General features: G+C 59.4%; 21 protein-coding genes. 8 read left to right on the forward strand and 13 right to left on the reverse strand.

The window, feature by feature from the left end; all coding sequences use genetic code 11:
* Positions 1 to 118 precede the first annotated feature (118 nt).
* Together DOM58_RS08110 and DOM58_RS08115 are read right to left on the reverse strand one after the other, a co-directional pair.
* Positions 119 to 1,213, reverse strand: coding sequence for a tartrate dehydrogenase (locus tag DOM58_RS08110; protein WP_110692905.1), 1,095 nt, complete (start codon positions 1,211 to 1,213; stop codon positions 119 to 121).
* A gap of 7 nt (positions 1,214 to 1,220) precedes the next feature.
* On the reverse strand, positions 1,221 to 2,102 hold the full coding sequence (locus DOM58_RS08115; RefSeq protein ID WP_110692906.1) for an alpha/beta fold hydrolase: 882 nt from the start codon (positions 2,100 to 2,102) through the stop codon (positions 1,221 to 1,223).
* Positions 2,103 to 2,215: 113 nt separating this feature from the next.
* Between DOM58_RS08115 and DOM58_RS08120 the strand changes: the two genes are divergently transcribed.
* Complete coding sequence (locus tag DOM58_RS08120) at positions 2,216 to 3,139, forward strand: LysR family transcriptional regulator (protein ID WP_110692446.1); 924 nt, start codon at positions 2,216 to 2,218, stop codon at positions 3,137 to 3,139.
* A 304-nt stretch (positions 3,140 to 3,443) separates the two neighbouring features.
* Here the strand turns inward: DOM58_RS08120 and DOM58_RS08125 are convergent, their stop codons facing one another.
* Positions 3,444 to 4,403, reverse strand: a complete 960-nt coding sequence (locus DOM58_RS08125; protein WP_110692447.1) for an ABC transporter substrate-binding protein — start codon at positions 4,401 to 4,403, stop codon at positions 3,444 to 3,446.
* Positions 4,404 to 4,571: 168 nt separating this feature from the next.
* On the reverse strand, positions 4,572 to 5,798 hold the full coding sequence (locus DOM58_RS08130; RefSeq protein ID WP_245392198.1) for a TauD/TfdA family dioxygenase: 1,227 nt from the start codon (positions 5,796 to 5,798) through the stop codon (positions 4,572 to 4,574).
* Positions 5,799 to 5,973: 175 nt separating this feature from the next.
* Here DOM58_RS08130 and DOM58_RS08135 point away from each other — a divergent pair, with 175 nt between their 5' ends.
* Together DOM58_RS08135 and DOM58_RS08140 are read left to right on the forward strand one after the other, a co-directional pair.
* Complete coding sequence (locus DOM58_RS08135) at positions 5,974 to 6,849, forward strand: LysR substrate-binding domain-containing protein (RefSeq protein WP_110692448.1); 876 nt, start codon at positions 5,974 to 5,976, stop codon at positions 6,847 to 6,849.
* Positions 6,850 to 6,951: 102 nt separating this feature from the next.
* Positions 6,952 to 7,407 (forward strand): hypothetical protein, encoded by a 456-nt coding sequence (locus DOM58_RS08140; RefSeq protein ID WP_110692449.1) that lies wholly within the window; start codon positions 6,952 to 6,954, stop codon positions 7,405 to 7,407.
* A gap of 9 nt (positions 7,408 to 7,416) precedes the next feature.
* On the opposite strand, the gene ltaE is transcribed toward DOM58_RS08140, so the two are convergent.
* Positions 7,417 to 8,427 carry a low-specificity L-threonine aldolase gene (gene ltaE, locus DOM58_RS08145; protein WP_110692450.1) on the reverse strand — a complete coding sequence of 337 codons (1,011 nt, stop codon included), beginning with the start codon at positions 8,425 to 8,427 and terminating at the stop codon, positions 7,417 to 7,419.
* Positions 8,428 to 8,596: 169 nt separating this feature from the next.
* On the opposite strand from ltaE, the gene DOM58_RS08150 reads away from it, so the two are divergent.
* Positions 8,597 to 8,893, forward strand: a complete 297-nt coding sequence (locus DOM58_RS08150) for a YciI family protein (RefSeq protein WP_110692451.1) — start codon at positions 8,597 to 8,599, stop codon at positions 8,891 to 8,893.
* Positions 8,894 to 8,900: 7 nt separating this feature from the next.
* A complete protein-coding gene (locus DOM58_RS08155; protein ID WP_110692452.1) occupies positions 8,901 to 9,245 on the forward strand; it encodes a MoaD/ThiS family protein in 345 nt (114 codons plus the stop codon).
* Positions 9,246 to 9,284: 39 nt separating this feature from the next.
* On the opposite strand, the gene DOM58_RS08160 is transcribed toward DOM58_RS08155, so the two are convergent.
* The 7 genes from DOM58_RS08160 to DOM58_RS08195 form a co-directional block, all read right to left on the reverse strand.
* On the reverse strand, positions 9,285 to 10,151 hold the full coding sequence (locus DOM58_RS08160) for a sirohydrochlorin chelatase (RefSeq protein ID WP_110692453.1): 867 nt from the start codon (positions 10,149 to 10,151) through the stop codon (positions 9,285 to 9,287).
* 309 nt (positions 10,152 to 10,460) lie between these two features.
* Positions 10,461 to 10,973, reverse strand: a complete 513-nt coding sequence (locus DOM58_RS08165; RefSeq protein WP_110692454.1) for a hypothetical protein — start codon at positions 10,971 to 10,973, stop codon at positions 10,461 to 10,463.
* Positions 10,974 to 11,065: 92 nt separating this feature from the next.
* Positions 11,066 to 11,494, reverse strand: coding sequence for a hypothetical protein (locus DOM58_RS08170; protein WP_110692455.1), 429 nt, complete (start codon positions 11,492 to 11,494; stop codon positions 11,066 to 11,068).
* Positions 11,495 to 11,575: 81 nt separating this feature from the next.
* Positions 11,576 to 12,463 (reverse strand): hypothetical protein, encoded by an 888-nt coding sequence (locus DOM58_RS08175; protein ID WP_110692456.1) that lies wholly within the window; start codon positions 12,461 to 12,463, stop codon positions 11,576 to 11,578.
* A 655-nt stretch (positions 12,464 to 13,118) separates the two neighbouring features.
* Positions 13,119 to 14,177, reverse strand: a complete 1,059-nt coding sequence (locus DOM58_RS08185; protein WP_157957515.1) for a hypothetical protein — start codon at positions 14,175 to 14,177, stop codon at positions 13,119 to 13,121.
* Positions 14,178 to 14,608: 431 nt separating this feature from the next.
* Positions 14,609 to 15,484, reverse strand: coding sequence for a M90 family metallopeptidase (locus DOM58_RS08190; RefSeq protein WP_110692459.1), 876 nt, complete (start codon positions 15,482 to 15,484; stop codon positions 14,609 to 14,611).
* Between the two features lie 7 nt (positions 15,485 to 15,491).
* Entirely contained in the window at positions 15,492 to 17,054 is a 1,563-nt protein-coding gene (locus DOM58_RS08195) for a bifunctional GNAT family N-acetyltransferase/carbon-nitrogen hydrolase family protein (RefSeq protein WP_110692460.1), read from the reverse strand.
* A 213-nt stretch (positions 17,055 to 17,267) separates the two neighbouring features.
* Between DOM58_RS08195 and DOM58_RS08200 the strand changes: the two genes are divergently transcribed.
* Genes DOM58_RS08200 through DOM58_RS08210 form a run of 3 tightly spaced genes read left to right on the forward strand, consistent with a single transcriptional unit; the run spans position 17,268 to position 20,505 of the window.
* On the forward strand, positions 17,268 to 18,458 hold the full coding sequence (locus DOM58_RS08200) for a porin (protein WP_110692461.1): 1,191 nt from the start codon (positions 17,268 to 17,270) through the stop codon (positions 18,456 to 18,458).
* Between the two features lie 10 nt (positions 18,459 to 18,468).
* The gene (locus tag DOM58_RS08205; protein WP_110692462.1) at positions 18,469 to 18,897 is read left to right on the forward strand and encodes a hypothetical protein; all 429 of its coding nucleotides are present in this window, start codon (positions 18,469 to 18,471) and stop codon (positions 18,895 to 18,897) included.
* Between the two features lie 3 nt (positions 18,898 to 18,900).
* A complete protein-coding gene (locus DOM58_RS08210; RefSeq protein ID WP_110692463.1) occupies positions 18,901 to 20,505 on the forward strand; it encodes a diguanylate cyclase domain-containing protein in 1,605 nt (534 codons plus the stop codon).
* A gap of 74 nt (positions 20,506 to 20,579) precedes the next feature.
* Here the strand turns inward: DOM58_RS08210 and DOM58_RS08215 are convergent, their stop codons facing one another.
* The gene (locus DOM58_RS08215; RefSeq protein WP_110692464.1) at positions 20,580 to 21,200 is read right to left on the reverse strand and encodes a flavin reductase family protein; all 621 of its coding nucleotides are present in this window, start codon (positions 21,198 to 21,200) and stop codon (positions 20,580 to 20,582) included.
* Between the last annotated feature and the right edge of the window lie 277 nt (positions 21,201 to 21,477).

Raw genomic sequence — 21,477 nt, forward strand, 5'->3', positions numbered from 1 at the left:
AGAGCCTGATCTCTGATAGCGAAAGCATGATTCCCGCGCCCAGACATTGTAGGCCTGGTCACCCGAGACAGGCGTGAGATAGCAGGCGGCGGCGATCCAGATCGCCGCCGCCGTTCCGTCAACCGATCGCTCTGGCAATCTGCTCGCCCAGACTCCGGGTCGTGCCTTTTCCCTTCAGATCCGGCGTCAGCGCGGACTTGTCATCGCTTGCCAGCACTTCCTCGATCGCGCTGACCATCGCGTCACCGGCTTCCTTGAAGCCAAGATGCTCAAGCATCATCGCGCCGCACCAGATCTGGCCGATGGGATTGGCGATACCCTTGCCGGCAATGTCCGGGGCGCTGCCGTGGACCGGTTCGAACAGGCTGGGGAACTTGCCTTCCGGGTTGATGTTGGCCGAGGGCGCCACGCCAATGGTGCCGGTACAGGCGGGGCCCAGGTCGGAGAGAATGTCGCCGAACAGATTGCTGGCGACGACGACGTCGAACCAGTCCGGATGCAGCACGAAGTTGGCGGTCAGGATATCGATATGGAACTGGTCGACGCTGACGTCCGGGTAGTTCTTGGCCATCGCTTTTACCCGTTCATCCCAGTACGGCATGGTGATCGAGATGCCGTTGGACTTGGTCGCGGAGGTCAACTTCCGGCGCGGCCGGCTCTGGGCCAGCTCGAAGGCGTATTTCAGCACCCGATCGACGCCGGTTCGGGTCATCACGGTCTCCTGCATCACCGTTTCCCGCTCGGTGCCCTCGAAGATCTTGCCGCCGATGCTCGAGTATTCCCCTTCGGTATTTTCGCGGACCACGTAGAAATCGATGTCGCCCGGCTCACGGTCTGCCAGCGGGCTCTTGATGCCCGGCATCAGGCGACAGGGCCGCAGGTTGATGTACTGATCGAAGTGGCGCCGGAACTGCAGCAGCGAACCCCACAGCGAGATGTGGTCCGGCACCTTGTCCGGCCAGCCCACCGCGCCGTAGAAGATGGCATCGAAGCGCGAGAGGATCTCGAACCAGTCATCCGGCAGCATCTTGCCGTGTTCGAGATAGTAGTCGCAGCTGCCGAACTCGAAATGCTCGAACTCCAGCTCGATATCGAAGCGCCTGGCGGCCGCCTCCAGCGCGCGCAGACCTTCCGGAACCACCTCGATACCGATGCCGTCGCCGGCGATGACGGCAATCTTGTGGGCCTTTTTCTGGGCTTTCTGTTGAGCCATGGTCAAGTTACCTCATGAAGTCGATGAGCTGTTGGAAGACCGCATCCGGCGCTTCCTCGGGAAGATAGTGGCCGCAGGGCAGGGCACCGCCCTCGACGCTCTCACTGGAGACTGCCCGCCACTCGGCGAGCGCGTCGAAGCAGCGTTCGATGGTGCCGAATTCACCCCACCGCACGTCCAGTGGGACCGTCAGATGTCGGCCGGCATCGCGATCGGCGCGATCGTGTTCCAGGTCGATGGTGCGGGAGGCGCGATAGTCTTCACACAGGCCATGGGCCGCACCGGGAAGCGCCAGGCAACGCTGGTACTCGGCGATCGCTCTCGGATCGAACGGCGCCAGGCCGGCATGACGGCCGCCCATGATCCGGGTGACGTAATCGCCGGGCGCCGCCTCGATCCAGGATTCCGGCAGCGGCGCGGGCTGAATCAGAAAGAACCAGTGCCAGTAGGCAGTGGCGAAAGTCAGATCGGTGGCCTCGTACATCGCCAACGTCGGCGCGATATCCAGCACCATTAGTTTGATTACCCGATCGGCGTGATCCAGCGCCAGCCGATGCGCGACCCGACCGCCACGATCGTGGCCGCAGAGAAAGAATTGCTCGAACCCCAACGCCTGCATGACCGCGATCTGATCCAGCGCCATCCGACGCTTGCTGTAGGTGGAATGATGTTCTTCACCCGCTGGCTTACCAGAATCACCATAGCCGCGCAGATCGGTCGCGATCACGGTGTAGTGTTCGGCGAGCCTGAGGGCGAGAAGATGCCAGATGACATGGGTTTGCGGGTGACCGTGGAGCAGCAATAGCGGCGGGCCTTCGCCGCCGATCACGCCATGAATGGCGACGTTGTCTTCCACCTCGATATCGAATTCGCGAAATCCCTCGAACATCGGCTTGGCCTCGGCTTGGGTTTCTTTCTGCGCTGACTGCAGTGTAGCCACTGAACGGCTCGGGATAATCGGGCTAGAATCGAAGCGACTGTTTCGTTCAAGTGGAGAATCTCATGTCGGCGGTCGATGATCTGGCCTTCTTTCAGCGGGTCGCCCAGGCAGGCAGTTTGACCGGTGCGGCCCGGGAGCTGGGTCTCTCCCTGTCCGCCGTCAGCAAGCGTTTGCAGCAGCTCGAGACGCGGCTGGGCGTATCACTGGCCGCGAGGACGACGCGGCGACTGGCGCTGACGGCGGAAGGGGAGCGCTACCTCAAACGCGGCGCAATGATTCTCGATGACCTCGGCGATCTGGAAAACTCGTTGAGAGATCAGAGCGCAGCGTTGTCGGGTCGGCTGAGAATCAACGCAACGTTCGGCTTCGGCCGGCGCCACGTGGCCCCGCTGATCTCGCGTTTTGCCGCGCTTCATCCCCAACTGGAGCTGCTGCTGGAGTTGACCAGCTTCCCCGCGGGGCTCGACGAGCAGGGGTTCGATATCAACATCCGTGTCGGTGAACCGCCGGAATCGCGCTGGATAGCCAGACGCCTGCTCGCCAACCGCCGCGTTCTCTGCGCGGCGCCCAGCTATCTGGCGCAGGCGCCGAAGCTCGAGCGGCTGGAGGATCTGGCACGGCATCGCTGTCTGATCGTGCGCGAAATCGATAGTGACTATTCTTTGTGGCGGTTCGAGGCTGCCGACGAGGCGCGCACCCCGCGCACCCCGCGCGCCATTCGCGTTCAAGGCCGGCTTGCCAGCAACGATGCCGAAGCCATGACCCGGATGGCGCTGGACGGGCATGGCGTGTTGCTGCGGTCCTGGTGGGACGTTCACGAGCATCTGGAGAGGGGCGAGCTGGTGGCATTGCTGCCCCAATGGAAAGGGATCCGCGCCGACTTCCACCTGCTCTACGCCGAACGCGCAAGGGACAGCGCCCGAATCCGGCAGTTCGTCGACTTCATGGTGAACGAAATGACAGGGCGCGTGCCGCCACTGCCTTGATGGCCGAGGGCCAGCAGCGCGGAATGCCAGACCACCGGACAAAAACTTCCGGGAGAAATTTTTGAGACGTCGCGCCAGCGACGGCCCGAAGGGTGACCGCCAGGGATACGCCAGGGATAGTAGGGCACAAAAAAATGCCTACCAGGGGATGGTAGGCAAGTAAGGGATCATTCAAGGGAACACTGACTCAGAGTGCGGCCTGCTCCCTTTAGTTCCACGAGGTTTCAAAAAAATCGCCATCAATTTGTAACGGTTTTTTGCTGTCACCGTTGACGCTTCGGGCGTCGATCCTTCCGCCTCGACGTTACAGCGAGAACGCCGATTTCACCGCCGGCCATGCGGGCTGGCCATCCTGCGTCTTCACACCCTTCATCATGGCTTCGATGCGATCCGGATGGTCTTCGATCCAGGTCTTGGCGACCTCCTCCATCGATTTTTCTTCCTGGCCGTACTGCTTGATCATCCAGCTCTGTTCTTCGGCAGAGAACGAGAACTGATTGAAGAAGGTCACCAGATTCGGATTGGCATCGGCGTAGTCGCTGGCCATCAGCGTGCGCACGTCGCTGGCGCCGTTGCCCTCGCCGAACAGATTCTTGGAGTCGCTGAGATACTGCATCGGCAGTTCGAGGTTCATCCAGTGCGGCGTCCAGCCGACCCAAATGATGGGCTCCTCGTTGGCGATGTGGCTCTTGGCCGCGCTCAGCATGCCCACCGTGCTGGTATCGATCAGCGTCCAGTCGCCCAGGCCCCAGGTATCCTCATCGATCGCCTTGTTGAGAATCTCGCTGGCAGCAGAGCCGGCGCCGAAGCTATAGATTTCGCCGTTGAACTCGTCGCGATGCGCATCGAGATCGGCGAACGACTTGATGCCGCTGTCGTAGACGTAGTCGGGCACGGCCAGCGTCATCTGCGCCCCGGTCACGTTGGTCGCCAGCCGGGTGATGCTGCCGTCGTCTTCCAGCGGTTCCAGCATCGGATTCTGCGCCGGCAGCCACGCGCCCAGGAAGACATCGACATCGCCCGTGTCGAGACCCTGGTAGATCACCTGCAGGCCGATGTCCTGGGCCTTGCTCTGGTAGCCCAGCGGCGCCAGCAGCTGATGGGCAATTTCAGTCTTCACGGTAATGCCGGGCCAGGCCGGCACACCGAAGTTGATCTGCTTGTCAGCCGCCATCGCCGAGCTGGCGGTGGTCAGTGCGAAGCCGGTTCCAAGCAGCAGTCCGGTGGTCAGCGTCAGGGCGGAAATCGTCGTCGGTCGTTTCATTTATTGTCTCCTGTCGTTCCCTCAATTGGCGTATCCCATGGCGAGCGCCTGCTTTCCAGCCAACGAGCGCTGTCCGGCCTCGACGCGTGGGGGATACACGCAGAAAAGCCGCCCGGCCATGAATTCATGGCGTGGGCGGCTTGTATCAACGCCGTGCTGATCGTCGGCTCACCGAGACAGCACCCGTAGATGTGATTGCAGCATGTCCAGGTCCAGATAGGTACCCTGGAGATGACGCTTGCCGGTATTGGGGTCGAAGGCGTTGCGGCCGTGCAGTACGCGGCGATTGTCGAAGGCGATCATCTGGCCCGGCTCGAGCGTCAGTTCGACCCGACGTTCGGGGCGGCGCAGAATCTGCCAGAAGGCTCGATAGGCCTCGTACCACGCTTCGATCCGATCCGCTGGCAGGCTCAGCGTGTCGCGAATCCAGTTGTTGAACCGGATCTCGCGCGGGCGGCCGTCGCCGTCCAGGTCGATCACCGGTTCGCGCACGGCGATGTCATCGCCATCGTCCTGGAAGCGGAAGTCGATCGGCGTTTCCGACAGCACCCGGAAGGCCTCGGGGTTTTCCTCGCGCAGAATCTCGGCGACCGCGAAGCCGTCGGCAAAGCTGGACTCACCGCCTTCGGCATCGTTCTCCAGGCAGTAGAGCAGCTGGATGTCCGGCGGCTGGCGCCAGTTGGGCAGGTCGGTGTGCAGCTCGAGACCGATCGCCGTATAGGCCGCGTTGTTGGGGTTGGGAACCGAGCGCACGTCGAAGCGACCGCCGAAGTTGGTCGAACGCATCGGCCCGATGCTTTCGGCGATGCGCGATACCTCTTCCAGCTCGCAGGGGCCCTGATCGAGCATGACCAGGCCGTCGCGCAGCAGGGCGCTGGCCCAGCGGCTGCGGCCGTCGCCGTTACCGACGAAATCGGCATGGTTGATATGCGCCGGCGTGAATGCCTCGACCCATGGCGTCGCCGTGGGTAGCAAGGTCGTCAGCTCGTGACCCGGGCAGCGTTGATGCAGCCAGCCGGCGTCGAAGCGCGACACGTGGCCATCCTGCCAGGTCAGCGTCAGCGAGCGGTCATCGAACTCGAAGGATGCCAGCGCCTCGTCAGTGGCGAAGCGCTCCCAGAGAGGGTCGTCGAGTAGCTTGTAGAGACGCTCACGGGTCAACGGGTGGCGGCACTGGTCGCAGGCGCAGTGGTCGCGGAGCCACATCAACGGGAATTGACCGGTGCGGCCATCGGACCAGGCCAGCGTCAGACGTCGAACTTCCTGGACGGCGCTTTCCAGCGCAGCGTCCGTGGCGCCGTTGCCCTGGCGGTAGCGGCGCAGTTCCGCCATGTCGATGGGCGTCTCGCCATGATGATCGGTCAAAGCGTCGTTGAAGGCGTTAGCGGATGACAAAAGGGCACTTCCTCGATGGCGGGAATTACCATCTCTGTTAGTAACGTGTGTTATTGCGTGTCACTAGGATGCGGATTGCGTCGGAACATGACAAACGATTAATCTGGCTGCTAAGACCAAGCTTGGCTAATGAGCGGCTTTGTCTCTTGGACCAACGGATGATTTTGGGAGCGTCATGTCGGACTTACCGCCGGTGCTGTGGCTGCAGGCGTTCGAAGCCGCGGCGCGAACCTTGAGCTTCACCGAGGCCGGGCGCGAACTCGGCGTCACCCAGTCGGCGATCAGCCAGCGAATCCGGCTACTCGAGGATCGCGTCGGCCAGTCGCTGTTCGTGCGTTACCCACGCAGCCTGGCGCTGACGCCGGCCGGGCAGGCGTGGTTGCCCAGCGTCCAGGGCGCGTTCACCCGTCTCGCCGAGGGCACCTCGGAAGTCTTCGGCCCCAGCCCCGGCGCCCCGGTGACGTTACGCGCCACGCCGGCGATGCAGCAGACCTGGCTGGCGCCGAGGCTGATTCATTTCCAGCAGATGCACCCCGACATTACGCTACGGCTGGTCAGCGCGATCTGGGCGGACGATTTCGGCGCCGAGGGTGCCGACCTGGAAATTCGCTATGGTCATGGCGACTGGAACGACGTGACGGCGGAATGCCTGGGCGAAGAGCGACTGCTGCCGGTCTGTTCCCGAGCGCTGGCGGCGGAGCTCCACACGCCCGAGGATCTTGCCGGCAAGACGCTGCTGCATGCCGCCGGATTCGCCGCGGGCTGGCCCCGCTGGCTGGTGGAAGCGGGATTCGCCGGACTCGAGCATCGTTGCCAGGCGATGATTTGCGATACGCACGTGACCACACTGGCACTGGCTTCCTACGGTGGCGGCGTCGCGCTGTCGCATCGGCGCCTGCTCGAGGCCAGCCGAGATCTGGTCGCGCCGTTCGATCTGGATATGGCGACGGATGAAGCGTTCTGGCTGGTCCGCCCCAGCCGGCGCCAGCTGCGGCCTGCGGCGACGGCACTGTGGGATTGGCTGTCCCAGACCAGTGAATCCCCGCCGTAAGTCTCTCGAATCCCTCGCTTTTAGCCTGATTCAAGCCCTGACTCTAGCGCGCGCCCGGCGCTGCGCTACGCTGAGATGAGATATCGCCACCGGAGGTGGACCATGCAAACACGCTCTACGCGCGCCCGGCGCGGCAACCGGCTGGCAACGACCGGCTTCGCGCTGATGCTGGCCGGTTCGGTGCTGACCGGAGCGACGCTGATCAGTTTTCCTGCCGCGGCGGATGGCGTCTCGGTCGTCGATCCCCAGACGGGTCATCGCATCAGGCTGCCGGATAACGACCGCGATGGCCGCGCCGACTACGTGCCCAAGCGGTTGGATGTCCATGTCGTTCCCGGTTTGAGCTACCCGCGGGAAACGCGGCAGCAGCGGCCCAGCGGTGGCGGCTCGATCTGCCATGGCAGCGATGGCGGCTCGACCGTCTCCACCGCACGACGTGTCTGCGATCCCGGGGCAACTGCCGGGGATGGCGGCGCCGAGCGAGCACCCGGGACTTCCTCGAACTCGCGCTCGACGCCGACTCGTCCCAGCACGTCCTCTTCGACTCGGGTCGAGTGAGCCTGGCCGTCAGCGCTGGAAATACTCGCCAACGACGTCGACGACGCGGTCGATATCGGCCATCGAGACATCGCGATGGGTGACGAAGCGCGGGGCGTAGAGCGCACCGACCAGAATGTCGCGCGTCTTCAGCCAGGCATGGAGATGGTCGGGATCGAGTTCCGGCCGGGTGAATTCGACGAACACCATGTTGGTCGCCTGCGCCGTCACCGTGATGCCGTCGATATCGGCGAGCCCGGCCGCCAGGCGCTCCGCCTTGGCATGGTCGTCGACCAGCGGCGCCAGCTGATGCTCCAGCGCATATTCGCATGCCGCCGCCAGCATGCCGACCTGACGCATGCCGCCACCCACCACCTTGCGCCAGCGCCGCGCCGTCTCGATGAAATCCGCCGCCCCGACCAACACCGAACCCGCCGGCGCGCCCAATCCTTTCGAACAGCAGATCGAGACGGTATCGAACGGCTTGCACAGCGCCTTGAGGTTGGCGCCGGTCGCGGCCGCCGCATTACCGATCCGCGCGCCATCCAGATGGGTGGCCAAGCCGAAGCGCCGCGCCAGCGTCGTGGCCTCTTCGACATAACCGGCATCCAGCACCTGGCCGTGGAACGTGTTCTCCAGCGTCAGCAGTCGCGTGCGCGCAAAGTGCGGATCGATCGGTTTGACCGCCGCCTTGATCTTGTGCAGCGGCAGCGTGCCGTCCGCCTCGTTCTCGATCGGCTGCGGCTGAATTCCGCCCAGCACCGCCGCGCCGCCGCCCTCCATTCGATAGGTATGTGCCTGTTGGCCGACGATGTACTCGTCGCCGCGCTGGCAGTGGCTCAACAGCGCCACCAGATTGCTCTGGGTGCCGGAAGGGAAGAACAGCGCCGCCGCCTTGCCGGTACGTTCGGCGATATAGGCTTCCAGGTGCGCAACGCTAGGGTCGTCGCCCCAGACGTCATCGCCCAGCGGTGCATCGAACATCACCTGACGCATCGCCTCGCTGGGGCGGGTGACGGTATCGCTGCGAAGATCGATCATGGAATTTGACCTTTTCTACGTGGTGTTGGATTTGATCAGAGATTGTAGCGGCAATGGTGGCGTGTCGCGGAACAAAGGGATTGCATGGCCAATGCCGATTTGTCTCGTCGAAAGGGCTGACGCATGATGCGAATCATCTTCGAAAACGTCTGAACGACAGGAGAAGCGCATGAAACAGTACGCCGTGGTGGCTTACGACTACACCGACGACGAGGCACTCGACCGTCGACTGGCCAATCGCGATGCGCATCTGGCGGGCGTTCGTAATCTTGCCAGCCAGGGGAAATTTCTCACTGGCGGAGCGATCCTCAACGATGACGGCAAGATGATCGGCTCCAATGCTCATTTTCGATTCAGCGACCGGCAGGAGCTGGACGCCTGGCTCGAGACCGAGCCCTACATGACCGGGCGGGTCTGGGAGCGCGTCGACATTCGTGAAGTGAAGCTCTTCGACCCCAACGCCTGAGGCCCTCATGACCGATAGCGTCTCGCTACCTGCGCAGGTCCGTCAGCTTCTCGAAACAGCGCCACGGGAAAGCCTGCCACTGACCTATCAGCAACTCGCCGAGGCGTTGGGGTTACAGCCGCCGCGCACCATCCAGCGTGTCGCCCAGGCGCTGGAAACCCTGATGCGTGAAGACGCCCAGCACAACCGACCCTTCATCGCGGCACTCGTCGTCAGCCGCCGCGGGGAAGGGCTGCCAGCGCAGGGTTTCTTCGATCTGGCGGCAGAACTGGGGCAATTTTCCGCTGACCCGGCGCAGCACGCCGAGGCCTGGCGGCAGGAGTTCGAGCGCGTGGTGACAGCGATAAAGTAGGCCTTCGCGGCCAATTTCCAGCCTAAGCCGAAGCGAGGCTCATGTGCCCTTGGCGCCGATCGCCGACAGTTCCATCAGCAGTGGTCCGCCGGCCAGGGCTTGGCGCAGGCGAGTGGCGAGGAGTTCCAGGATGGCGTCGTTCTCGCTCACCAGTCGAGTCGTCACGACGTTCAGGCCGGGAGAGCTCGACATCGCTTGGGTGCAGATCTCCGCGATATCGCCGCCTTCGCCAGCGTGACGGCCCGGAGAAAGAAACAGCATGGACAGGATCACGTCACTTTCGGCCAGGGGCGGCGAGGCCAGCAATGTCTCCAGCAGTGGCTCGTTGAAGCGGTAGGCGTCGCCGTCACGGCGTTCCATGGAAGCGAAGGTGACGCAGTCGACCTCATCGGCCAGCAGCGCACTCAGTTGCCCGGCGAGATAGTTGCGCACCGCCGTGACCTCCGGGATCGGGCTGCCGTGATCGACCAGCACGACCTTGGGCCGCGATAGGCCGGCCATTCGCTCGCGCACGTTCTCGGCCAGCAGCCGGGCCAGGCGCAAGTCCGGCGGAAGCCGGCTGTCGACCAGCGGCGGGGCGACCTTCACCGAGAGCTGCGGGTAGTTGGCCTGTACCTCGGCCAACCGCTCCGGCAGGTAACGGGTCAGCGCCTGACTGGGCCCGAAGAAGAAGGGCAGGATCAGCAGCTCCGTCACGCCGTCGGCCGCATATCGTTCGACCAGTGGCCCCACGGATACAGCCTTCCGCCCGCCGAGCTGCTCGGGCGGAATCTTGAACGAGTGCAGCAGCGATGCGGCCTCGACCGCCTCGCCCGTGGCCTGGCTCAAAGCCTCGGCAAGACGACGCAGGTTGAGCGTTGCCTGAGGGCGCAGGGAGCCGTTGTCGACGAGCAGAATCTTTCGCATGGGGCCTCAAAGCTGGCGCAGATGGGTGTCAAATCAAGCCTTTCGCGGCAAAACGAGCCGACACGAAACCAGCATAACCGGGTTTCCCGATAGGGAANNTTCCCTATCGGGAAAGTGGGTAGCCTTTTGAATGATTTGATCGGGTGAAATAGCTAGTTGGTCCGCTTTCGGCCAAGAGCGGGCGTTCAGCCAAAAGTGGATATAACGTCTTGGTAAACGGTGCCATTGCGAGAGTGAAAGTGGGTGCAATGATGGCCGAAGGCCAGCACTCGTTTGAACGAAGCAATGAGCATCCGTTTTGACCAATTGTTAGGGCCATACTGCCCTGGCACCGAAATCGCGCATGTGAAAAAGCACATCGGGACCTCCAATGTCCTCATACTCAAAATGCTTTGTACTTACATTTGAAAGATCAACTCGTATGCCACCAAACTCATACACACGAGCAAAGCGTTGCTGAGTGATATTCCAACGTGGCTCTGATATATCGTGAGCAAATGCATTGCGAATTTGATAGGCCAACCCAGAAAACTGCCCAATTTCGCTTTGAATCGGGTTCTCTAAGGTTAACCCGGTTTCTTCTCTGCATCGATTTAACGTTATTGCAGCAGCACCGAACGCTATACCCAAGTTATTCTGCAGAGCCAGAATCAGATCGTCGTCTGAGTCCAGAACTTTATCCGGTAGAACAAATACCATCCTTTCTTCTTGGAAGGTGATGGGCTTATCTAGATCGGATAGATCGATTTTTCCTTCTAAACCATAGTTATAAAGCTTCCAGGCGAAGGCAAGTTGCCCAAATGCAGTATCGATATAGTTCATAGTTAACTCGTGGCCCTAACGCCCGCCATAAACGGCCGAGTGAAACGAAGTCCGACGACCGAAGGGAGCGAATTTAATGGTTTGGTTTTGCATTAGAACTCGCTAATATTATTGAAAGCAACAGACCGCAACTCTGTAATTTCATCTATCAAACGATCTGCAGACGGAAAAGTTTCACTGCGATTCTGTCTGTACTCTGACTTTTTAGCCTTGTAGATCGGAGAAAGATCTCGGATAGATGTATAGTCGTTGAGGCCAAACTCAATTCCTTTGTCAATTGATGAGCTTAGATCGTGACCAATCTGTCTCAGCTCTTGAATGCTAACTCCCTGGTTGAATAGATAGCTCTTTAGCGAGAGTTCGGCGGCATGGCCGAGAAGATAATACGTAACAATTTCATAATTCACTTTAGTTGGAGGAACGCTTTTCAGTGTCTTAGCGGCTTCCAGATACTCGCCAGATAAAGAGAATAACGTTGCTTCGTCCTCCGACCCATCCCCTTCATAGTCAAATATACTCACAAAGGTCTCCCTAATGCATAACGCCCACAGCATGGGCAAATTTGGAGCGCAGCGGAAAATTTGTCCCAATGCCTGTGCTTGTTAGCTGCGCTGGACATGTTTCGAAAGATTCGAGACAATTACTTTTAGGTAGCTTATCAACGACACAACATCATTTTCAGTGATCGACACCTTCTTCCCCAACTGTTCTGGATGGCTGCCCGTTTTCTTTATATATTCTTCATCAACTACGCCCATTTTATGCGCGAGAAGATGACGCTTTTGAAACTGATTTACGACGAACTCCCATTCGGAGCTATCGAGACCTTCAGCGATGTTAATTCCGGATTCTTCGAGTTTGTTCTTGGCTACGTAAATATTTTGAAAGGACAGCTTAGCGTATCGGTCGCGACAACGCTCTCGTGCAAACCCATCAAATGCCGAAATGCAGTCCTCCAGCCCGTTTTCAATTAGCTTGCTTTTTATATCTGCTGGTGATTCTTTAGCCAGATCGAGTATTTTATTTACCAGATCAAAGTTTGCCTCGGCTATCTGTTGGGAGTTGTGCTCAGCACAATCAGGGCAGTACCCGAATGCACCATAGATAGCGTACTGCAAGGTGCAGTTTTTGCATTCGACTTTTTCTTCAAGTTCTATTTTAGAGTAGTAGGTAATGGGAGCTGGCTTTCCCTTTACGGTTATTCCAATAGAAACAAACTGATTTCTTTTCGGTTTTCTCTCCATCTTCTTCATCGTTTTGAGAAGATCGCCAGAAACCTTGTTTAGAACAACTGACTGCGCATACTCAATCTGCTGTTTTGTCCAAAAATGGTCTTGCGGCCCAAGATGCTGGCAATAGGGGCAATAACAATCGGAGAAATCAGGGATACCAGTACCCGACTTTATCTTGAAATACTTTTCGCACTCGGGGCACTCTCTACCCAAGTAGCCTTCTTCATCTTTTTTAATATCCACAGAGTAGGTTTCCACTACTGATTCCTTTTTTCAGCTAACGCAGAGCGAAGCGGTGGCTGAAAGCCGTCCGCCTTACGCGCTTGGTTATGTGGTTTGTTCGATTAACCATCTAAGCAACGCCGATGAGCATTCAAAATTTTGCTGCTGCCCACGCAACCCATACCGCCACTTTTCGCCATGGAATAAGTTATTCCGATACCTAAAAATAACTCCCAAGCATCCAATCAACTTGACCGATTTAGAGGTGGCTTAACGAAGGAGCATATCAGTGACCTCTGGGGGATTTCCGCTTCGTTCGAGATATAGATAATCGTAATGATGAGTAAAGGTAGTTCCAGCTGTATACCTAGACCGGAAGTACTCAACAACCTTCCCATCGTTGAAGCTTTCGACAACGTCGTCGGTTAGATTGCCGACGTATTGGCGTATCTGCCTCATGTTTGCATTGTTTTCGAGGCAATTTCCCTCGAAAAAGCTCCATATCATAGAAAAATCGACAATTACTACCTTTTCATCAGCCGATAACTCGCCAAACTCTGGCACTTTCGTAGATAGCCAATTAATCGCAATCGATTCCATTTCAGTAAGTCACCATTCCACATAACGCCCGGCTCACGCGCCGGTTTGGAGCCGCGAAGCGGCGGAAAATCGGTCGCTGTGCAGCCGATTGTTAAGCATCACTCTCTAACTCATCCAGCATTTCTTGTTGAAACTCAATGTATTCTCTCCATGCATCCTTACTTAGCAAGTCAATATCAATTTCAATATACTCATCCCTTATCACGTTAAGAAGTTCGTGAAATTTGACTGCCATCAGCGATCTCGCCTTGTTTATCTCATTCCAATCCAGCTCTTGCCCTTCATTTAACGGCGCATCACCAGGGTTAGCGAATACATGGATATTTCCACCTGGAGCCGAGTGATATCTACCAGGGAAAGAAAGACAAGTTTCCCATGAGTCACAAATCGAAACGAGCAGCTCTTCTATTCTTTTGTCATAGACATGGAATAAAGGATTTCTTACGACCCCCTTAAAACTTTCCCAAAAATGAAAGACTCTATCATGCAGGTAACGTGGTAGATCTTGGATAAACTCGTTCACAGTCGGTATATGTAGGGCAGCCATAGCCCATCTTATATTTTTAACGTCCCGTTCTTTCTTTATTTCCAAAGAGGACTTGGCTTTGAGATCCGCAGGTTTTGCGGGGTTGCTGGAAATAACCGAGTTGACAGCGTCGAACACCAGGCTCTCTAGGTTTTTCACATTAGACTTATCTTGTGGCTTTTCTTTACTGATCTTATATGGCGATGCTCTATGTCTATCAATATCAAACGGCAGGTCGTTCGGGAAGTTGCCAAACTCCTGATTGAATAACATTACAACTCTCGACCATCCAACTTGGCTAACAGCATACCCAAGCTCGAAAAGTACATTAGGGTTAGGTGTTCGTCTTAAGCTCTCACCACAATCAGAGTTGATCGTCGTCAGGTCACAAACAAACAAATCGCATGTTTCTATTTTTGCAATTATTGATGCGGGAATGTTCGGGCTACCGCTTAGGTCTCTGGTTGCTTCATCCATGACAACTCTAACTTTAGATGCTTCCTCGGCTTTAGAGCTAGCAACTCTAATGGCTGACCTGATCGCTCTTCTATTTGTGGAGTCAGGCAGGTCACTTTGCCAGGAGTAAAAGATCACAAAATCTATTTCTTTCTCTTCTTGGTTCATCTAACTTTCCTAGCCAGAATGCTTAACAGGTATTAGACAGCGCGCTCGTTTATTGACTTGAACGCGCACGCGAGTTCAATAATGTTATACTGCGCACTGTTTACTCCATAACATACTGAAAAATCGACATATTAAGTATAGCTTGGCCATATAACACCAATCATAGTGCCAGCTGCATAACACCGATGAGCGTGCAGGCAGCCTTTCCAACATGGCTGCTTTGGGTCGCAAGCCGCCTTGATCTTCTGATGCCAATCCCCTAGCCGCGTTTTCTCGCCGCACCGCCTGATTGGTATCTGCGCCAATGTAAACCAATGTTTTCTCCGAGTAACGCCTCTGAGACCAATTCTCTAGTCAGGGTTGGCTTGAGCGTCAAGATCGGCAGGGCGGGATGATGGCGGGTGCTTCGCAAGGGAGGTCGAAGTTAGACCCTATGGTTGATCGACCCCAGATGGCTGACGCTGCTCAAACCGCGCCAGCGGTTCCTGGCGGAAGTAGCGGTTCAGCAGGTCGAGCAGGTCGGGGTAGGTCGCGGCGAGTTGATCCGGCGCGCTAAAGAAGAGTTCACAGCAGACGGTGAAGCATTCGCCGGGGTGGGTGGCGGCGTAGTCGTCGATGGGGGTGTCTTCACCACGTTCGATGTGGGCTTGCAGGTCGTCCCACACGGCGGTGAAAACGCGGTGCCACTCTTTCGAGGTGACGTCGCTCGCGGCGGCGAGCGGGGGGAAACCGTCGATATCCTGCGAATTGCCCAGGTCGAGCTTGTGGGCAAATTCGTGAATGATGACGTTGAAGCCGGTGTAGTCGCCGCTTTCGGCGACATCGGGAACTGCCAGCACCACCGGGCCGCGCCAGGAGGTTTCTCCGGCGCGCTCGTCGACGTATTCGTGCATCACGCCGAAGTCGTCCATCTCTTCGACGTGGCGGTGAAAGCTGTCCGGCAGCAGGATGATCTCGGTGACGTTGTCGAAGGCGGCGCTGGCGTCGCGATCCGACCAGCCGAGCGTCAGCAGCTCGGCTTGGGCGGCAATCGCCAGCATGCCGGGTTGATCGAGCTCTACATCGTCACCGGCCACCCAGCGCTTGCGCTGCAGCAGTTGCCAAGCCCGTGGGCCAAGGCGTTCGGCATCGGCGTCATCGAGATCGGCCAGCAGCGGCAGGCCGTGGCGGATTGCCCGCCACGCCTCGGGATCGAATGGCGGGCGCGAGCGTTGCCGGGCCTCGCGCCGACTATCCTTCCAATCCTGTCGCCGGGCTTTCCACCAGCCCCGCCACCCGCTCTTTTCCCCGTCTCTCCAGGCACTCATGTCACGCTCAGCTCTCTTCCTGCCGGCCCCCGGACTTCCACGACCAGTCGCGCAGGCGCAGGTCGAACAGGTCGAGACGGCGGTCCTTGAGGTTGGTCACCGCGCCTTCGGAGCGCACCAGCTTGAGCTTGGTCAGGTCGAGATCCGAGAACATCACCATTTCGGTATTGGGCGTGGTTTCCGACAGCACCGCGTCGTGGGGGAAGGCGAAGTCCGACGGCGAGAACACCGATGACTGGGCGTACTGGATGTCCAGGTTCTCGATCGAGGGCACGTTGCCCACGCTGCCGCAGACGACCACGTAGCATTCGTTTTCGATCGCGCGGGCCTGGGCGCAGTGGCGCACGCGCAGGTAGCTGTTCTTGGTGTCGGTCCAGAACGGCACGATCAGAATGTCCATGTCCTGCTCGGCCAGCAGCCGCGGCAGTTCGGGGAATTCGACGTCGTAGCAGATCAGCATGCCGACGCGCCCGGCATCGGTCTCGAACACCTGCAGCTCGTCGCCACCTTCGACTACCCAGTCACGCCGCTCCTGCGGGGTGATGTGCAGCTTGGCCTGACGGTCGATCTCGCCATCGCGGTGGCAAAGATAGGCGACGTTGTAGAGCTTGCCGTCTTCGCCCAGCTCGACCATCGAGCCGGCCACGATGTTGATGTTGTAGGAAATCGCCATGCGCGAAATTTCGGTCTTGAAGCGCTCGGTGAACCCGGCCAGGAAGTGAATCGCGGCGACCTGATCGGTCTGGTCGGTCAGCCCCATCAGCGGCGTGTTGAATAGCTCCGGGAAGACGGCGAAGTCGCTCTGGTAGTCGGAGATCGCGTCGACGTAGAACTCGACCTGCTGCAACACGGCTTCGACCGAGTCGAATTCGCGCATCTGCCACTGCACCGCGCCCACGCGAACCTGGGTGCGGCGGGTCTCGATAATCCGGCTGGCCGGCTCATAGAGGATGTTGTTCCACTCGAGCAGAGTGGCGTAGCCCATCGACTTTTCGTCTTCGGGCAGGTACTTGGTCAGCAGGCGCTTGACCAGGAAGTCGTTGGCCAGCTGGAACGACAGGATCGGGTCGTAGAATTCCTTGCGCGCCACCCGGTCGATGTACTCGGCGGCTTTCATCTCGTCGGCGTGCTGGTGATAGTTCGGGATCCGGCCGCCGGCGAGAATCGCGCGCAGGTTCATCGAGCGGCACAGATCCTTGCGCGCTTCGTAGAGACGCCGGCCGAGCCGGTAGCCGCGATAGGCCGGATCGATCAGCACGTCGAGGCCGTAGAGCGCATCGCCGTTGGCCTCGTTGAGAATGATCTCGCGATGGCCGATCAGTTCGTCGTACTTGTGCGGATTCGAAAAGCGGTCGTAGTCGACCAGCACGGTCAGCGCGACGCCGACGATCTTGCCGTCGTCCTCGATGATGATCTGGCCGTCGGCGAACTCGCCGATCAGCTTGTCGATCGTGAGTTTCGACCAGGCGCCGCCGATGTCGTCGTAGACGGCATCCATCAGTCGCTTGAGCTGCGGGTAATCCTCGGGCGTGAGGTTGCGCAGGTTAAGGTGCAGTTCTTCCAAAGACATTGAGCGCCTGACTCCATCCGATAAACAGGGAAGGGATATAGGGACAAAGTCTAACACGCCGCGGCGCTACGCCCTTGTGCCAAAAAGGGTCTGGATAACCCAACGGCTGTCGATCGACCCTTCAGAATGGAAGCGATCTGCCGACAATATCTCTGGTTATCCTAATTTTCCTTTGCGACGGCGAAGTTTCAGGGCTCCCGTCGGAGATGCGGCATGAAACGATTACTACCGGTCTGTGCGGGGCTGGCCATGGCAGTGCTGGCCTGCTCCGCCGAGGCCCGACCGCTGACGGACGACGGACGGCTGACGTTCAGCGGATTTGGTACGCTGGGGTTGATCCACAACAACCTCGACGAGGCGGATTTCACCCGCGATATCAGCCAGCCCAAGGGCGCCGGCGAAGGCTGGAGCGCGCGCACCGATTCGATGTTGGGCGCCCAAGTCGGCTACCGCTTCACCGACGAGCTGGATACGGTGGTGCAGGGGATCAGCCGCTACCATGACAGCGGCGATTTCAGTCCCGAAGTGAGCTGGGCGTATCTGCGCTATCGGCCGGACCCGGGCGTGCAGCTGCGCGTCGGCCGGCTGGGCTGGGACGTCTATCAGCTCTCCGATTCGCGCTACGTCGGCTATGCCTATCCCTGGGTGCGGCCGCCGGTGGACCATTTCGGCACCCTCCAGCTCACCTATATTGATGGCGTCGACGTCACTTTCAAGCAACCGGTCGGCAGTGATCTGGTGCTGTTGAAGCTCTATACTGGGCGCTCCGATGGCCATGTCTTCATCGGCGAGGGAATAGAAGCCGACTTCGACGTCGACAAGGTCTACGGCGGGCATGTCGATTACGAGACGGGACCCTGGCGATTCCGAGCGGGTTACACCGAAGTCGAGTCCGGTATCACGTTTTCCGGCGACGTGCCGGATCAGCTCGATGCTCAGTTCGATCAGATCCGTGCGTTCAACCCCTTCTTCGACCTGACCGCTGACGGCGTTCTCGGTGATGCGTTCGGCTTCGATCGGCTCAAGCTCTACTCGCTGGGGGCGGTCTACGATCAGGGACCCTTTCAGCTGCAGGCAATGTGGAATCGGAGCAAGACCAGCGCAGATGGTGCCGTCGATTCGGGGTTCGTCTCCGCGGGCTATCGCATCGATCGTGTCACGCCCTATCTGGTCTATTCACAGGTCGAGACGACGTCTGATGGCGAGGGCGGCAGTGAAGGGGATTTCAAGCAGAAGACCTATTCGGTGGGCGCGCGCTACGACGTCACGGCCAACATGGCCTTGAAGGCGCAGCTGGATCGCGTTCACATTCAGCGCCCGGGATTTCTGTGGCGAGACATCGACAGTGACTGGAACGGGGGTTGGGGATCGATCTTCAGCCTCGGTCTGGACTTCATTTTCTAGGGGAATGTCCATGAACCGAGTCCAAAGGCTTCTCATCGCCTCCACCCTGTCCGCGACCCTGGTCGCCGCCGTTCCTGCCAGCGCCGACATTGCGGTGGTGGTCAACGCCAATAGCGGCATCGATCATCTGACTCGCAGCGACGCGGTCAATATCTTCATGGGCCGCTACCGCAAGCTGCCCACGGGTAACGTCGCGCTGCCGGTGGATTCTGCCTCGCTCAAGGCACGCTTCTACCGCGCGCTGGTCAACAAGGATCTGGCGGAGATCAACTCCTACTGGGCCAGGCTGGTGTTTTCCGGCGAGGCGTCGCCGCCACAGCAGATCGCCTCGAGCGATGACGTGCATCAGCTCGTGCTCCAGAACATGAACGCTCTGAGTTATGTCGACAGCGCCCATGTGCCCGACGATATGCATGTCGTGCTGACGTTGGGCGAGTAAGCCATGCCTCGTTTACTGCTGCTGCTGCATACCCGACTGGCACTACGCACGACGGCGATCATCCTGCTCATCGTCACGTTGCTGGGCGTGGTCTTCCTGGCGCTGGCGGTTTATCTGCGTGCCGAGAGTGTCCAGCGGGAGCAGCAGTCGCGAATCCAGGAGCTGCTGACCACGGTCGAGCGTACCGCGCAGATCGGCTGTTTTCTGGGCGATCGTCATCTGGCCCAGGAGGTCACCGACGGTCTGCTCAGCAATAACATCGTCAGAGCCGCAAGGATCGAAGCTGCCGATGGCACGACACTCGCCAGCGGTCGAACGAATTCGGGTGACCCCGATGCCGCCACTGTCACTCGGGACGTTTTCTCGCCGTTCGAGCCGGGCACCTCGGTCTGTGAGATCACGGTCGAGCCTGATCAGGACTATATCGACGAGCTGGTGGCGCAGGCCTCGAATTTCATCGGCGGCGCGTTGCTACTGCAGCTGGTGGGGATCGGGCTCTGCGTCATACTGGTCGTGGTGAGATTCGTCACCCGTCCGATTACCGGGCTGTCGCATCGCCTGAGCGAGCTGGAAGCGGAAACCGGTCAGCAGCTGCAGGCGCCCAAGGGCAACCGCGATGACGAGATCGGCCAGCTGGTCATCAGCGTCAACGCGATGATCGACAATCTGGTCCAGAGTCTGAGCGAAGAGCGCCGGCTGCGGCTCGAGCGGGAAGTCGAGGAGCGCCGCTACCGGGCGATCTTCGATAACGTCGAAGCCGGTATCTTCGAACTCGACGGTGGCGGTTTCATTCGGTCCGCCAACCCGGCATTTCGGCGCCTGTTCGGCATGCCCGGCGAGACCAATCTGGAGCGCCATCCGGTCGCGTTCGCTTCGCTGGTCAACGAGGGTGACGGCGAGACGCAATCCTTCGTCATCGGCGATGATCAGGGCGGACATGATCGACAGTGGGAGGTGGCGCTGGAGGATGGCGACCGGAAGCGCTGGGTCAGCCTGATTCTGAGCCCGCTCGAGACGGGGCGCCTGCAAGGGGTGGCGCACGATATCACCGAGCGCAAGGAGGCAGCGGACGCGGCCGAGCGGATGGCCATGACCGATCCGTTGACCGGGCTCGGCAACCGCCGCGGCTTCGATCATCGGCTGGCGGTGATGGCGCGCCATCATCGGCTGTATCCCGAACGCTGCCACGCGTTGATTACGCTGGATTTCGATCACTTCAAGCGGATCAACGACACCTACGGCCATCAGGTTGGGGATCGTGCCTTGAACCATGTCGGGGCCATTCTGGCGGACCTGGTGCGGCAGCGCGACTACGTGGCCCGTCTCGGCGGCGACGAGTTCGTCGTGCTGCTGGAAGGGTGCAGCGAGCGTGACGAGATCGAATCGATCCTGACGCGTTTCCTCGAGCGTCTCCGCACGCCGCTGCAGGCGGACGACGGCGTCGAAGTGACCGTCGGAGTCAGTATCGGTATCGCGCTGCTGGGGGTGGATGCCGACGACCCCCAGCAGACGGTGCAGTTCTCGGATATGGCGATGTACGCTGCCAAACGCGCCGGGCGCAATACCTGGCGGTTCTACGGCGATGCCAGCGTCGCCAACGCCGACTGACGCGGGTTTCCGGAGAGCCCGGCTCCTGGCGAGATCCGGCTCCTGGTCGAGATCCGGTTCCTGGCAAAATACCGCTAGCCGGGACGGGACATCTTGAAGTTTTGATCCGGGCTGATCTCGAAGTAATCGGCAGGGCCGCCGCCGCGCAGAATCGGCCGAGCGGCGGCAGTCTGGTAGACGCCGTCGCTCAACAGCGTCGGATCGATATGCACGCCGACCACTTCCCCCAGCACCAGCCAGTTGTCGATCGTCTTGCCGTTGGCCGCTTCGAGGCGGATCGATTGCGTCAGCCGGCATTCGAAAACGACCTGCGCTTCCCCGACATGCGGTACGTCGACGACCCGAGATGGACGGGGCGTCAGGCCCGCCAGTTCGAACTCATTCACCTCCGGTTCCACTGACGCCGAGCTCTGATTCATTGCCTCGGCAAGCGCCTGTGTGGAGAGCTGCCAGCAGAACTCGCCGGTCGCTTCGATATTGCGCACGCTGTCCTTATAACCCGCGCTAGAGAAGCCGATGATCGGTGGCGTGTCGGCGAAAGCATTGAAAAAACTATAGGGCGCCAGATTCAGCCGGCCATCGCGATCCTGCGACGAGATCCAGCCGATCGGTCGGGGGCCGACGATCGCTTTGAACGGATTGTGGGGTAGCCCGTGGCCGAGGCTCGGTTCGTAGAAGTGTGCATTGTTGGGCATGCCGAAGAATTCCTGAAAGACGTGACAGAAGTCGAGACGTTATCGCGTGGAGGTTTATACGGGGTGCCTGTTTACCCAGAGCTATGTCATGCAGAGCTAGGTCATGCAGAGCTTTGTCGTGCAGGGTTTCGTCAAACAGGGCCTGCCATAGAGGACTTTGCCTTACAGAGCTTGCCATACAGGGCTTTGCCTAAGAAGGCGACGTGCAGACAGATACCAGCGAGCGACGAGGGGTGTGTCAACTGACCAGCGACAGCGAAAGAGCTGCTGGGCCATG

This window comes from Salinicola halophyticus (genome assembly GCF_003206695.1).
Taxonomy (GTDB): domain Bacteria; phylum Pseudomonadota; class Gammaproteobacteria; order Pseudomonadales; family Halomonadaceae; genus Salinicola; species Salinicola halophyticus.